The sequence below is a fragment of the Methylomicrobium sp. Wu6 genome, assembly GCF_035916875.1.
Taxonomy (GTDB): domain Bacteria; phylum Pseudomonadota; class Gammaproteobacteria; order Methylococcales; family Methylomonadaceae; genus Methylomicrobium.
Map to the genome: position 1 here is coordinate 1 of NZ_JAXUHN010000028.1, position 13,702 is coordinate 13,702.

12 protein-coding genes and 1 pseudogene are annotated in these 13,702 nt (G+C 51.9%); 6 read left to right on the top strand and 7 right to left on the bottom strand.

Going from position 1 to position 13,702, the window contains the following annotated elements; translation table 11 throughout:
• Positions 1-289 precede the first annotated feature (289 nt).
• From U2W12_RS01215 to U2W12_RS01225, 3 genes and pseudogenes are all read left to right on the top strand, one after another.
• Positions 290-1,324: an HNH endonuclease signature motif containing protein gene (locus U2W12_RS01215; protein WP_326498851.1), complete on the top strand. Its 1,035-nt coding sequence runs from the start codon at positions 290-292 to the stop codon at positions 1,322-1,324.
• 34 nt (positions 1,325-1,358) lie between these two features.
• Positions 1,359-1,604: pseudogene (locus tag U2W12_RS01220) on the top strand (BrnT family toxin); the annotation flags it as partial.
• Positions 1,591-1,821, top strand: coding sequence for a hypothetical protein (locus U2W12_RS01225; protein ID WP_326498852.1), 231 nt, complete (start codon positions 1,591-1,593; stop codon positions 1,819-1,821). The pseudogene U2W12_RS01220 and the gene U2W12_RS01225, both read left to right, overlap by 14 nt.
• A gap of 152 nt (positions 1,822-1,973) precedes the next feature.
• On the opposite strand, the gene U2W12_RS01230 is transcribed toward U2W12_RS01225, so the two are convergent.
• Genes U2W12_RS01230 through U2W12_RS01240 form a run of 3 tightly spaced genes read right to left on the bottom strand, consistent with a single transcriptional unit; the run spans position 1,974 to position 4,643 of the window.
• Positions 1,974-2,381, bottom strand: a complete 408-nt coding sequence (locus U2W12_RS01230; protein WP_326498853.1) for a cytochrome C — start codon at positions 2,379-2,381, stop codon at positions 1,974-1,976.
• A 20-nt stretch (positions 2,382-2,401) separates the two neighbouring features.
• Positions 2,402-3,478: a metallophosphoesterase gene (locus U2W12_RS01235; RefSeq protein ID WP_326498854.1), complete on the bottom strand. Its 1,077-nt coding sequence runs from the start codon at positions 3,476-3,478 to the stop codon at positions 2,402-2,404.
• The gene (locus U2W12_RS01240; RefSeq protein WP_326498855.1) at positions 3,465-4,643 is read right to left on the bottom strand and encodes a cytochrome c peroxidase; all 1,179 of its coding nucleotides are present in this window, start codon (positions 4,641-4,643) and stop codon (positions 3,465-3,467) included. The genes U2W12_RS01235 and U2W12_RS01240 overlap by 14 nt, the downstream gene beginning before the upstream one ends.
• A gap of 219 nt (positions 4,644-4,862) precedes the next feature.
• Here U2W12_RS01240 and speA point away from each other — a divergent pair, with 219 nt between their 5' ends.
• Entirely contained in the window at positions 4,863-6,701 is a 1,839-nt protein-coding gene (speA, locus tag U2W12_RS01245) for a biosynthetic arginine decarboxylase (protein WP_326498856.1), read from the top strand.
• The gene (locus U2W12_RS01250) at positions 6,698-7,555 is read left to right on the top strand and encodes an NAD(P)-dependent oxidoreductase (protein WP_326498857.1); all 858 of its coding nucleotides are present in this window, start codon (positions 6,698-6,700) and stop codon (positions 7,553-7,555) included. The genes speA and U2W12_RS01250 overlap by 4 nt, the downstream gene beginning before the upstream one ends.
• A gap of 49 nt (positions 7,556-7,604) precedes the next feature.
• Here U2W12_RS01250 and U2W12_RS01255 read toward each other — a convergent pair whose 3' ends face one another.
• Positions 7,605-8,300, bottom strand: coding sequence for a hypothetical protein (locus tag U2W12_RS01255; RefSeq protein WP_326498858.1), 696 nt, complete (start codon positions 8,298-8,300; stop codon positions 7,605-7,607).
• A gap of 239 nt (positions 8,301-8,539) precedes the next feature.
• Here U2W12_RS01255 and U2W12_RS01260 point away from each other — a divergent pair, with 239 nt between their 5' ends.
• A complete protein-coding gene (locus U2W12_RS01260) occupies positions 8,540-8,800 on the top strand; it encodes a lyase family protein (RefSeq protein ID WP_326498859.1) in 261 nt (86 codons plus the stop codon).
• Between the two features lie 57 nt (positions 8,801-8,857).
• On the opposite strand, the gene U2W12_RS01265 is transcribed toward U2W12_RS01260, so the two are convergent.
• From U2W12_RS01265 to U2W12_RS01275, 3 genes are all read right to left on the bottom strand, one after another.
• A complete protein-coding gene (locus U2W12_RS01265; RefSeq protein ID WP_326498860.1) occupies positions 8,858-10,132 on the bottom strand; it encodes a PhnD/SsuA/transferrin family substrate-binding protein in 1,275 nt (424 codons plus the stop codon).
• The gene (locus U2W12_RS01270; protein WP_326498861.1) at positions 10,086-12,155 is read right to left on the bottom strand and encodes a SpoIIE family protein phosphatase; all 2,070 of its coding nucleotides are present in this window, start codon (positions 12,153-12,155) and stop codon (positions 10,086-10,088) included. The genes U2W12_RS01265 and U2W12_RS01270 overlap by 47 nt, the downstream gene beginning before the upstream one ends.
• A gap of 485 nt (positions 12,156-12,640) precedes the next feature.
• Positions 12,641-12,946, bottom strand: coding sequence for a hypothetical protein (locus U2W12_RS01275; protein ID WP_326498862.1), 306 nt, complete (start codon positions 12,944-12,946; stop codon positions 12,641-12,643).
• Between the last annotated feature and the right edge of the window lie 756 nt (positions 12,947-13,702).

Genomic DNA, 13,702 nt, shown 5'->3' on the forward strand with positions numbered 1-13,702 from the left:
CAAACATGCGTCATCGTTTTCTGATAGTTCTAATCGGGCAACCCTTGCCAACTCTGTTTCCTGCTGGTTCTAAAAAGCTTTTAGTTTAACGCCAATCAACTTTCTGCGAGACACTTAAACCCTATATCCTCTCTTGGTTTCAAATCAATCAGGATAACCGGACCTGTTTATCACCGTGTTTTTGGATGATATCCCGTGAAAATAAGATTCACGTCACCGATTTGTTGCTTGGACGAATTGAATGAGGGAAGATATATAAATACCGAATAATCACTAACTATGCGTCAATATGAGCACTACGAAATTACATACTGAAGATCAAGTTCGTCAGATTCTCGAAGAACTCCGAGAGCGGGTGAGTCGTCCATCGGACCCAAATGACGTTATGCTGATGGATTACCGGGAAGAGTATTTACCGTCCAAGCTTTGGCAAAAAATCAGAAGAAGAATTCTCAAGAGAGACGAAAAGACCTGTGTCTTTTGCAGAGGCGATGCCGACGTCGTACATCATAGAAGCTACGAACGTGACGTATTGGAGGGTAAAGCTGATCACATGCTCGTCTCCCTTTGCAGAGCGTGCCATGACTATATTCACATCGACGATGTTGGTCGCAGGAGAACGATGGAAGAATCAGACCTTATTCTTCTAGAAAAGAGTCCTCCTACACATATTCCTGAACCGATACTAGATCTCCGAAGGAAATCCCCGCACCCGCCAGAATGGTCACGAATGAACAGCGTTCAGAGGAAGGCTTGGGTAACTCGGAACAACAGTCTCCGAAAAGAGCGCCTTGTAGCGCTGAAAGAAAAGAGCGAATCTGATCGCCCTCGCCGAACATACAGCACGTTGATAGTCGGCCAGAGAGCATGGATTCCTCTACGTAAGGCTGTCGAAGATTATCAATGCGAAGAAGGAGCGATATCAAATGCATATGGATGGTACCGCAATTCGGCTATGCATAATGGCGTCGTGAGCATCGCCGGCTCCTCTGTCATAGCCGAGAAGATGAATAACATCTGGCACGTGGATGCTCACGAGTTTTCTTGTGCTATCGAAGATCATCGTAGTATGCAAAAATTGCGTAAGGAAATGACGGAGGACTACAAGAGTGGAATTATTCACGGCTCTTACGGAGCGAGAATCGAAACGGAATGGGGTTATTATGAGAACTGGGGGGATTTTCGTTTCAGATACAACACTGCGCTTGCTTTGCGCATGAGGGAATCGGGGGCGTGGTATTGCAACTCGTGTAATGTGCGCGCTTCTGATAATGATGAAAATCATAGAGTTTCCTGTCCGAAATGCGGAAAGGTTCAATCTTAAATAAAGGTCCGTAGGGCAATGCGATGAAAACAAGGCGATAGCGAATCTATCCAAACATGGAGTTTCCTTTGCGGAAGCGAAAACGGTTTTTGACGATCCGTTGTATGTGGACTTTTATGACCCCGACCATTCCCTCGCAGAGCACCGTTTTATTATGCTGGGGGAGTCCAATCAAGGAAGATTGTTGTTCGTTTCTTACATGGAACGCAACAATACCATTCGTTTAATTAGCGCAAGAGAAGCAACGCCATCGGAGCGGAAAGCCTATGAGCAAGAATGAGATAGAAGATGAATTACGGCCTGAGTATAATGTGCAAAGCTTACAGGTCAGAAAGCTCGGGCCTGGGCGAAAAATGTTTTGCGATACAGTTCGTTTGGAACCTGATGTGATCGCGGCATTTCCGAACGCCGACTCCGTTAATGAAGCATTGCGTTATTTAATTGAAATAGCCAAGCACTCAGCCAACCTAACCCAACGCTCCAGAGAACTCCGCTAGGACCGCTAATCCTTGCGTTAGCCTAGTCGAGCAAAGGTTATCGTTACCCGACGTTTGGAGGATCAACAAGGCAACAACGCTGGACAACCTATCATTACTCCAATTACCATCGAGATGTCGGACACAAAAAGCGTGCCCGACATTTATTTTTCTCAATGCTTACCCGGCTCCAGCTTTACGCCCCGCCGTTCGAAGGTGACATACGCCTGCAACGCAACCATTTTCGGATCGTCGGCGGCGAGCGGCTGGCCTTCCAGAGGATTACGCAAACACCAGTTGATCATCTCCCACAGCGGAATCACCTTGCCGATCTGCTTCTGGAATTTCGGATAGGTTTCGGGATGCGTGTTCGCCGCGTTCGGATGGCATTGCCCGCAGGCGACGCCGTTCGTGCCCAGGGTCGGGCTGGTCCACAGTTCCCTGCCCTGTTTCACGACTTCCATGAATTGCCCTTGCCAGCGCTCCAGATCGTCCTTGCTAAATTCGTCGGCCTGAACCGAAGAAACGGCCATCAGCGCCGCCAGCCCCAAGACCGATTTCTTTGTGTACAAGCATTTCATAACGTTTTCTCCCAGGCGGATTAAAAATGGCTTTGCGGCGGAATCCGCGCGCCTTCGGACTGGTACTCTGCATCGACCGGTTTTTTGGCGGCCTTGTCGAAGCCCACGCTACGGTCGGTGTTTTCGGGCAGCAGATAATTGAGATCGACATGGCCGTTCGCGACATTGATGAACTGCCAGCCGGTCGCATCGCGTTCGAAGAACGGGTCGGCGCGGTTCATCGGCACGGTCAGTTTCGGCAAGTATTGCTCGGCCTGTGCATAAGTTGAAGGATACGGCCACGGCCAGGCTGTCGCCATCACCGAATGGAAGCTGATGTTGCCGATCTGGTTGTATTGGATCTGGTGCACATGGCCGTAGATCACCGACACCTTGTTGAAAGGCTTCAACAACGCCTGAATCTGCTCGGCATCCTCGGTCCAGAAATTCCAGCCCTTGTAGATTTTTTGCAGCGGCGAATGCGAAAACACCACGATCGGGGTCGTCTTCGGAATCTTGGCCAGATCCTTTTTCAGCCATTGCCGCTGTTCGTCGCCGACCATGAACGGCGAGCCGTTCGGATTGTCGAGTCCAGCCATTTCGAGCATGCGCTGCTCGGCCGTCGGCCAGCGGTGGTAGGTCCAGTCGTCGTAGGTGCGGATGCTGTTCAGCACGATGAAATGCACGCCCTTATGATCGAAACTGTAATACTGCGAGCCGAACAGCTTTTCCCAGTAAGCGCCAAGGTCCAGATAATAGTCGTGCTCGCCCATCACATAGCGGGTTTTATATTTCAGCACCGATAGGATTTCGGCGCCATGATCGAGTTCCGGCATGGAGCCCAGTTGCGCGAGATCGCCGCCGAACATCACGAAATCCGGCTTGGGATTCAACAGATTGGTTTCGGCGACCGCGCGGATCAGGCCGCGGTCCCAGTTCCGGACGAAACGGCTGCCTTTGATCTGCTGAATGTGAGCATCCGAAATATACGCAAAGGTGAGGTTCTGCTGTGCATCGGCAAAGGCCAGTTCGACCAGGCTGATCGGCAGGGTGCTGCCGAGCGCCAGGGCTCCGGAGGATTGCAGGAAATGGCGGCGGCTGCGATTAATGTGATTCATGTCCTGTCTCCTGTTGGGCTGCGGCTGTGACGGCTTGAGCAACCTGCGGGCTGGTCAGCGCTTTCAGAAACTCGACCAGATCGTCGATCTGCGCCTCGGTCAGATTCAAGGGCCGAATGCCGCCGCTCAAATAATCGTTGACCTTCGCGTCGGCCGGCGTCACGCCGCCGTTGTTGTAATGAATCACCACCTCTTTCAGGGTTTTCAGGCTGCCGTCGTGCATGTAAGGCGCGGTCAGGTTGATATTGCGCAGGGTAGGCGTTTTGAACGCGCCGATTGCGGTGATCTTGCCGGTCACCGCGAAACGGCCGAGTTCGGAGGACTTTTTGTCGGTCAGCACGATCCGGTCGACATCGCCGCCCTTCGCTTTCGCTTCCAGAAACGCGCCGGCCAGACGCGGCACATCGTCCTGAATCGAATTGATGCCGATACCGATGTTATGGAACTTGCTGTCGGTGAACAGGGCCTGATCGTTTTCGATCGTGTGACAGGAGACGCAGCGGCCCTGGCCGATGAAAAGCTGGAAGCCGCGCACTTGTGTCTCGTTCAACGCGTTCTTGTCGCCTTGGAAGTAATAACGGTCGAAGGGGGAGTTGCCGGACACGATCGAGCGCTCGAAACTCGCGATCGCCTTCGCGACATGGTCCATCGTCAACTGCGCGTCAGTGACGCCGAACACTTCCGTAAACGCTTTTTTGTAGTCCGGATCGGTGCGGACGATTTGCAGGATCGGCTCATGATTGGCCAAGCCACCCTCGACCGGATTCACGAACGGCTGTTTGGACTGGCCTTCCAGGTTGGGCTCGCGTCCGTCCCAGAACTGCGAGGTGTAAAACGCCGCATTGACCACGGTCGGCGCGTTGCGCGTGCCGGTCAGGCCATGATGGCCGGTCGAAAACTGCTTGCCGTCGGTGAACGCGAGTTTTTCGCTGTGACAGGTCGCGCAACTGACCGTACCGTCGATCGAGAAACGCGCGTCATGGAAAAGCTTGTCGCCGAGCGCGATTTTCGCCGGCGCCTGCGGATTGTCGGCCGGAATCGGCACCGGCGGCAGGCCGAGCAACGGCTTGACTGCCGCGGAAGCCGTCCCGACATCGCCGGCCATCGCTTGCGCCTGCGCAAGCAACGCGGTGATACTGAGCGTCAGCACGGATAATGAACGCATCGGAACCTCCATCAGTTTAATTGATCTGGACGGGATAATAGACCCGGAAAATGAGGCAACGTTCTCTCCCGCTTGATCGACACTATAAACTCGGCTTGGTGGCCTGTAAAATTGTTTGTTTGAATCATTTCGATAAGCTATTTTTATCGACCCTCCTGTAAAAATTAAGGGGTAAAATGTCGGCCAATCCATATAAACGTGATCACGGAGAGCACTACTTTGAATCTGACTGATAAAACCCGCTGGACCCTAAGCGATGCGGCCCTTACCTATGCGATTGATAGCTGGGGAGACGGCTATTTTGCGATCAATCCGGCAGGCCATGTCTGCGTGAAGCCCAGTTCGGATCAGACGGCCGAGCTGGATTTGTACGAGATTGCGCAGTCGCTGCACGACAAAAACCTGTCGCTGCCGGTGCTGGTGCGCTTTACCGATATATTGAAGGACAAGGTCAACCGACTGAACCGGGCGTTCGAGAAGGCATGCGATAAATACGACTACCAGGGCCGTTACACGCCGGTGTATCCGATCAAGGTCAATCAGCAGCGCCAGGTCGTCGAAGGCATCCTGAAGGCGAATCATATCGGCCTCGAAGCGGGCAGCAAGCCGGAACTGCTCGCGATCATGGCCTTGTCGAATCAGCAGGTGGTCGTCTGCAATGGCTATAAGGACAGGGCCTATATCCGCCTCGCGCTGATCGGCCAGAAGATGGGCCTCGATCTGTATCTGGTAATTGAAAAGCCGATCGAACTCGAACTGATCATCGAAGAGTCGCGCAAGCTGAACATCAAGCCGAATATCGGCGTGCGCGTGCGCCTGTCGAGCATCAGCGCCGGCAAATGGCAAAACAGCGGCGGCGAAAAATCCAAATTCGGCCTGCATGCGCACGAACTCCTGCAACTGGTCAAACATCTGAAGCAGGCCGATCTGCTCGACTCCCTGAAACTGATGCATTTTCACATGGGTTCGCAGATCGCGAACATTCACGACATCAAGGTCGCGCTGAAGGAAGCCGGCCAATTTTATGTCGAACTGCGCCGCCTCGGCGCGCCGATCCAGATCGTCGATGCGGGCGGCGGCCTCGGCGTCGATTATGACGGCAGCCGTTCACGGCGCGAATCCTCGATGAATTACAGCATCGATGAATACGCGCAGAACATCGTGCGCGGTTTCTCCGAGATTTGCGCGGAAAAACAGGCGCCCGAGCCGGATATCATCACCGAATCCGGGCGCGCGATCACCGCGCATCATGCGGTCTTGATCACGAACGTAACCGACATCGAATCGGCTTATCGGGACGGCGAACTCCCGGCCCTGGCGGAGCGCATCAATCCGGTCGAACTGTATCATGACGCACAGTTCGAGCTCGCGGAAGCGCGCGCGCGGTTTGCGCAGGACAAACTCGACATCGAAGGCCTCGCCGAGGCCGAAAACGCCTATGCGCTGCTGTGCCGACAATTGCAGCACCGGCTGAATCCGAGCTATCAGAGCGAAGATGCGATCCTGCAGGAATTGAACGAAAAACTGGCCGACAAGGTGTTCTGCAATTTTTCGCTGTTTCAGTCGATGCCTGACATTTGGGGCATCGACCAGATCTTCCCGATCATGCCGATCCACCGCCTCGACGAGGAACCCTCCCGGCGCGCGGTCTTGCAGGATCTGACCTGCGATTCGGACGGCCGCATCGATCAGTATATCGACGGCCATAACATCGAAAAAACGCTGCCGGTGCACCGGATCGACAGCCACGAGCCCTATCTGATCGGCTTCTTCATGGTTGGCGCCTACCAGGAAATCCTCGGCGACATGCACAACCTGTTCGGCGACACCCACTCGATCAACATCGAACTGGACGAGCACGGCTATCATTTTTTCGATTTGCAGGAAGGCGAGCATGTGTCCGACCTGCTCGATTACGTGCACATCAGCCCCGAGGAGTTGAAGGACGCCTACCGCGAAAAACTGGCCGCCAGCGGGCTCGGCGCACAGGAACGGCGCGAGTACGAACAGGAGCTCAGCGCCGGCTTGACTTCCTACACCTATCTGGAGAAAGCATGAAAGCAGGCATGATCGGGCTCGGCGGCATGGGCGTCGGCATGGCGCACAATCTGGCCAAGGCGGGGGGCCTGGAGGGCGTTTACAATCGCACCCGGGCAACCTCCGAAGCACTGGCGGAAGAACTTCAGGTCACCGCATTCAGACGCATTGCGGATCTGGCCGGCGCGGTCGATATGATTTTAATCTGCGTCTCGGCCGATCGGGATGTACTTGCCGTCGTGGAATCGATCGTGGAAACAGTCAGGCCCGGTACGATCGTGGCCGACATGTCGACGGTTAGCCGCGCGACCGCACAACAGGCCGCCGAGAGACTGGCCGAGAAGCGGGCATTCTTTCTCGACGCACCGGTGTCGGGCGGCGTCGAAGGCGCGAAGAACGGCACGCTCGCGATGATGGTCGGCGGCGACGAAGCGGTATTCGAACGTGCAAAATCGATGCTCGCGGCGATGGCGACGCGGATTTTATACATGGGTCCGACCGGAGCCGGTCAGGCAACCAAGGCGGTCAATCAGATCATGTGCGCTGGGATTAACGAAGCAGTCACCGAGGCCCTGGCCTTCGCGGAGGCTCAGAACCTGCCCATGGACAAGGTGATCGAGGTGATCGGGGGCGGCGCGGCCGGTAACTGGTTTCTGGACAAGCGCGGCCTGACGATGACGCGGGGCATTTTCAAGCCGGGCTTCAGGCTCGCGCTGCATCACAAGGACCTGAAAATATGCCAGGCGATGGCGGCCGAAGTCGGCGTCGAAATTCCGCTGAGCGACATGTCAGTCAGGGATTACGAACAGTTGATGGCCGAGGGCTACGGCGATGAAGATATATCGGCGATGTATCGGTTGAAACGCCGTCAATGATTATCGCGTGGACAAACGGGATAGCGGTTTGCCCACACGAAAAGCCGCGTTAAGCGTCAGCCTCGGTTTTGTCTTCTTCCTCCGGCTCGGATGACGCTTCGGCAGCCGGCTCTTCCGATGGCTGTGCGGCTTCCTCCGGCTTCTTTTTTCGGGATTCCAAGAATTCGACAAACCAAGCCTGGTTTTGCACGCTTGCCATGTCCGGATCGTTCACAATGTCCTGCGTATCGGGCAGGCTGCCCTTGTCGCGCGAATTTTCCAGCGCTTTCAGGCAGGCATCTTTCTCGCCACGCAGCGCATGGATGCAGGCCAGATTATATGAAGCCGCGCCTCCCTGAATCGAATTGGCGCGTTCGAACTCCTGTTGCGCCTTCGCATACAGTTCGGAGTTTTTCGCCGCGTTTTGCAATCTGGCCATATCCATATAACACACGCCGCCGTCGATCGCGGCCGCCAGATAATTCGGGTCCAAAGTCAGGCAAAAAGCGAATTTCAGAATCGCATCGCGATAAAGGCGGGCTGCGTCTTCGCCGGCTTTGGTCTTGGCCTGATGCAACAACGCATGCCCCCAGAAATACAGGGCTTCCGCGCGTAACGGGTCGTCATGGACAATGTCGGCATAGTCTTCATAGACTTTCTTGAACAAATAATCCGCTTTACCGCCTTCGCTTTTGCGGGCTTCCTTGGTTTGCTTGATCGCGGAATTCAGGCGTGAGCGCTTGGTTAACGAATTCAAAATCGACATCGGGTGCCTCCTCGGTAATAGTTATTAAATCCCAATAGCATAACAACTTGCTTTTAGGAAGATCAATATTAAATGCAAGTTGACGGCGTCGAGAGGCGTAACACAAATAGGCTGCGCGCGGTCAAGTCAGCGGACTTTACTAATGGGGTATTCAGTGATCGGGCTGGATGCCGGCGATTTTATTTTTTGGCAACCCTGGCCCCAAAGTATAACGCTTTTCAAAAACATTCCCGGCAAAAATGACTCGAAATGGCGCGATCGGAAAATCTTGTTTTTTACGGATCGCTGTTATCGAATTATCGGGCCGGTTAACAGCGATCGCTGTCAGTCTTCTCAAGATCGCGAACGATTTGCGCCGGATGAACACCGAACCGTTAGCTGGGCTCGGCGGGACCGGACTGCCGGCCTTGCGGCCGGGCAGCAGCATCATGCCGAATGTAACTGGGATCAGAGTGAATTTAAAATTTGACCGGCCGGCAAAACAGGATGCAACTCGTTAAGCAGAGATAGGGCATAAGTTTGATCTTCCACCCGTTATTCCGACTACGTTTTGCACCTCATGAAGTGCATAGCGGTTGCTGGTGGAAGCCGCCGTCGTTGGCAGCATAACGGGTGAATAACATCGTCAGCATATCGATTTCGTCATGCGTCGGACCGATCCAGCCCTCTATTCCCAAATCCGCTAATACTTGCCGGCCTTGGCTATCGCGGTTCATGTCCAGCAACACCCTGGCAAGCGCTTCGCCTATGCCCGCACAATGCGGCGCCACGCAGAACACATGAAAAGCGAGCGCCGTTTCGCTTCGATCCATTTCCCTTAACATTTTGCGCGTAAGTCCTGACAGCCCTTGGTAGGTTTTGCTCGACATGAAGAGCATGTCGGCTTGGCCCTTAAGCAAAGTTTGCAGGGCTTTGATTTCATTACCGGTAAAGTGATAATCCAAATCTTTGGAAGTGGAACCGCTTTCATCAAGAAGAAATCGCCCCAACAAATAAATGAAATTATCGGGGTCGGCAGTCACGGCTTTGCCGCCGCGATAATCGCAAGCCTGCTCCCTTGTATCATCGGCGCGTACCAATAAGGTGACTTCGTCGGTTTGGTCGATTGGACGCAATATCGGTCGAAAACCGTTTTGCAGCAATAGGCGGGTAGCATCGAAAGGTTTGGCGAAAACGATATCCATTTGCTCGGCTCGGATATTATTTTCGGTGATTGCGCCATGTGCCAATTCCATGTGTATCTCTTTTCCCAAACGCTTTTGCAGATAGGTATTGAAAAAATACCATCCGTTCATCTGTTGGCTGCTCTGTGCGTTTATCAGTAATCTGAGCTTGCCTTGCGGCGAGGAAGCGGCCAACGGAGCCGGAATCCGTGCGACTGCCGCGGAAGCCTCAATTGCTGTTTTAAAGGCCGGCGGCAATGGAGTTGCCGTCGCAACAGTCGACGGACTTGGTGGAGCAACGGGGGTAGCAGGCCACTGCTGGGATGGTGTTGCCGACAAAGCGGAGGACGTTTCCTCTTCGGCGAGGAAGCGGGTTAATCCGGTCATTTTGAACAGCACGCCTATCATACGGTTGGCATGGGTAACACGAATGCTGATATCGCGCTTTTGCCAAAAGTCAAACAGTTTCAGCAACTGCGCCAATCCCATCGAGTTAACGCGTTGAACTAGCGCAAAATCCAATTCTGCCGCAGCGTTTGGAGGCAAAACATATAGCGTTTCCAATGCCGTGATGGCGTCCACGTCAATGGTGCCGATCAAAGTAAATTTTTGCAATAAGGCTTCAGCCGACGGTTGCGGCTGAATTTGCAGTGTGGCTTGGCTCATCATGTTTGACGATCTCGTGTAGTTCGGTGTGATAAAGAAATTGAAAACTTTTGTCGCTCTCCGGATCGAAAGGAGATTTCAAATCCAGAAACGCACAGACTTGGGTATGGCGATGAGGGAACACGCGCAATTGCAAATAATCCGCCATGCGCCAGATCAAATACAATCCGCCCCCGCCCATGCCGGCATCCAGCCCCCGTCCCTGCATATGCCGCGACAAACGATTAAGAAATATCGCCGGAGTCAGTGTGCCCCAATTGTCGGTAAAGGAGATGCCCAGCAAGCCGTCCTGAATGGATAGCCGCAATATCAGATTCTCGCCCGCTATCGATCGAGCCGTGCCTTTCGCATACAACGGGCGGCCTTTGCCGTCACGAGGGGCCGCGTAAAGCCCGTTTTCAATCAATTCGTCAAGCAGCAACACCACAGAATCCAGACGATCCGGGTCGAGTAAGTCCATCTCCTGCAGCCAGGCCTCTACTTCTCCGATAATGAACGCCTTATCATCACTGTGAGTGATTTCGAATTCACGGTGCTGCTGCGGATTGCGCAAGTATGCAGCCAGATCATCATTGCAGACATTCTGATGTTGCCGAAGCAGATTATCCCAACCTAAATGCCTGACGATGGGTTGATGGCGCATTATCACACGGCGGATGCCCTGCGCCGACAAGCCGGGGATGAGATCGGAAAAACCCGCTTCCGCCAAAAACACCAGGTTTTGCCGTACCAAACGCGATGAAATGGCGTTGGGATTGGCGCGATAAAACGCTTCCACGATGCGCACCAATTCGTAATCTTGTGAAGCCGCTGTTACAGTTTTAGTGGCGGCTTGCTGTCGTTCATGGTGTTCAACCTGAAAAATTGTCACATCGTCGTTGAAATGCCGCCGGCCAACATGCGAAGTCAGGCAAGCAAGTATCTCATCACGTACTGTTTCGGCGTCACTCTCGGCGTGCAGAGTTAGCAATTCTTCCAATCGGTCATAACCGAAATACTCGCCGCTGGAATTTTCCTCTTCAACAATTCCGTCAGTATAAAGAAACAGACGGTCGCCGACGTCCATTTCGGTAATACCCTGTTCATAATCGATGTGTTCGTTTTTACCTAAAGGTAGACCACCCAATTCCAGGACGTCCAGGCTACCGAGCGCGGCGCGGTACAGATAGGCGAATTGATGGCCTGCGTTGGCGTAACGCAATTCGCCGGTTTGCGTGTCGAGACTTATCGCAAACATGGTCATCAACAACGATTGCCGGGCGGTTTTGTAGAGTGTTTCATTCAGGCGCGAAAGTATCATGCGCGGCTCCCTCTCCCTGCCGGCTTCCAGCAAATTGACGCCAGCCTTGGCAGCGCTCACCATCGTGCCCGACGCGACGCCATGACCGCTTACGTCACCGACCAGCATCACCACCCAGCGTCCGTCTACCGTATAGTAATCGTAAAAATCTCCTCCCACTTCGCTAGAAGTGATCAGCGTGGACAAGCCCCGCAAACCAGGTAAGTCTATGTGAGAAGGGCGCAATAGGTTGCGTTGCAGCGTTGCTGCTCCGTCTACTTCTTCCTTCAAGCGGGTACTCAATTGCTCCATGGTATCGATCAGCTTCCCTTGGGACTCGGATAAGCTCAGCATCATATCGGCTATCGTCACGATACCGATGACACTTTCTCCCTCCATAACGGGCAAAGCCTCGGAGATAATTGCCGGATCGCTGTTCAAAAAATCCAGAATGACCTGATCGATACGGTCTTCGGCATCGACTATCAGCGGCGCGGTGAAAATGCCCGGGTTACTATCCAAGAGAGCAGCGATGCTTTTTCTTGCGTACAGTTCGCGCGAATAGGCGCGAGTCATAAAATTTAAGAAACTGCGGCGTGAAAGCGTACCGAAATATTTGCGGTTATTGTCTATTAAGGGTAAGGCGACCAGGGATGACCGCGCTTGAAACAGATCGAGGATATCCAGGACCTGAGCTTCCAGCGTTATCGACTCTACCGTTAAAGTCAATTCGCGTGCATTAGGCACGGAGAATTCTTGGAGACGGTGTATGCGATTGTTTTTTTGCTTCTCAACCATAATGATCCGAATGCATGCCTTTAAGCCTAAACGGCTCAGTTATTGTTAAATTTTCTGGAAAAGGAGTTATTATTTCCGGCTTCTCAATGAAGGGCTTTTGTGAAGCGCTTTATGGCATCTCGTTATACACATCTCGGCGAACGGGGCAATTCCTCCCCTGATTGCAACTCATTGATTTTTCCACCCGCGGCATAGGGTTAGCAAAATGGTTGTTCTTCCATGTGCTTGATACGCAATGGACGTGCGACTTATGTATAACGAGATGGCTTTGTGGCGGCCAGGCTTCTCCATAAAATCTGCTTCTCGTTATGTTTGTACCCGGTTTCATGTCGCCAAGGGCAATTTCGCTCTGGAACATCCATAACCAGGTTTAGCAATTAAATTTCTCTCGTTGTATAACCATGTCCATAAGCATCAAGATTTTTTGGCGCTTATCACTCATAAAACAATCGTAATATTTTTAATTTCAGGATAGTTTCGCAAGACAAAAATAGTCCGAGAAAACTCGGCATCAAGTCCATGCTGCTATACATAAATGCCGTCATACCCGCCGGGAAGCGGGTATCCAGTGCCATGGATGTAAGTTCAAAACGTCCCTGTAGCCTGGATTCCGCCAATCCACTTCGCCCCAAGGATATGCCGGAATGACGGACTTGTGTATAAGGGCATGCATCAATAACTTCTTCGACGCTATTTGCATAAATCAAAAAATATTCAGCGCTTTCTAGTATATTTTTCAAATACCAAATGTCCGTAATTGACTCGCAAGAGACTTAATCTTTCGTTCTCTTCCATTATGGCCTCCTCTATCGTGTCCTTGGCGGTTCACGAGTATGGGTTTCCTGGTGCCCCCTTAATGTCAAGCTTTTGCTGTCCCTTCGGCAAAGCCTGAGGACTCGTCATTATTTGTTAACTAATGAATTTATCCACTGTATAGATAAGTATTCACCGCCCTAAAACAATTATAACAATCATGCAAACAAGATGGCTTTAATGCCTTTAATTTAATTGTATTTGTTTTATATATCATGAAATTTTGTTAAAAATTTACCCGCCAAAAACATATATGAAGGACAAGATTTTACATTTTTACCATACAAAATTTTTACAACAACTTACTTAGCCGTGTAAAAGCTTAGTAGTAGATACAATTTTAATCAAGACAAAATATTTATTTAAAATAACCTTGGCCATCATAAAATAATCTCATTATTATAAAATTGTTACAACAGTATTACAGTTATATTAAATTTTCATGTCGTATTTATTAAATAACCATGACATCATAAATATCAATAAGTCACTTATAACGCCGTGATTTTACAATAGTATGCAACCGCCACGCAAAACCCTCTTTATTGGTCAAATAGTTAGCCTCGATAAGTGTCTCGCAGAAAGTTGATTGGCGTTAAACTAAAAGCTTTTTAGAACCAGCAGGAAACAGAGTTGGCAAGGGTTGCCCGATTAGAACTATCAGAAAACGATGACGCATGTTT

Coding starts and splice junctions, on each gene's coding strand:
- U2W12_RS01215 (WP_326498851.1), top strand. CDS start 290: ATGAGCACTACGAAATTACATACTGAAGATCAAGTTCGTCAGATTCTC.
- U2W12_RS01225 (WP_326498852.1), top strand. CDS start 1,591: ATGAGCAAGAATGAGATAGAAGATGAATTACGGCCTGAGTATAATGTG.
- U2W12_RS01230 (WP_326498853.1), bottom strand. CDS start 2,381: ATGAAATGCTTGTACACAAAGAAATCGGTCTTGGGGCTGGCGGCGCTG.
- U2W12_RS01235 (WP_326498854.1), bottom strand. CDS start 3,478: ATGAATCACATTAATCGCAGCCGCCGCCATTTCCTGCAATCCTCCGGA.
- U2W12_RS01240 (WP_326498855.1), bottom strand. CDS start 4,643: ATGCGTTCATTATCCGTGCTGACGCTCAGTATCACCGCGTTGCTTGCG.
- U2W12_RS01250 (WP_326498857.1), top strand. CDS start 6,698: ATGAAAGCAGGCATGATCGGGCTCGGCGGCATGGGCGTCGGCATGGCG.
- U2W12_RS01255 (WP_326498858.1), bottom strand. CDS start 8,300: ATGTCGATTTTGAATTCGTTAACCAAGCGCTCACGCCTGAATTCCGCG.
- U2W12_RS01260 (WP_326498859.1), top strand. CDS start 8,540: ATGACTCGAAATGGCGCGATCGGAAAATCTTGTTTTTTACGGATCGCT.
- U2W12_RS01265 (WP_326498860.1), bottom strand. CDS start 10,132: ATGATGAGCCAAGCCACACTGCAAATTCAGCCGCAACCGTCGGCTGAA.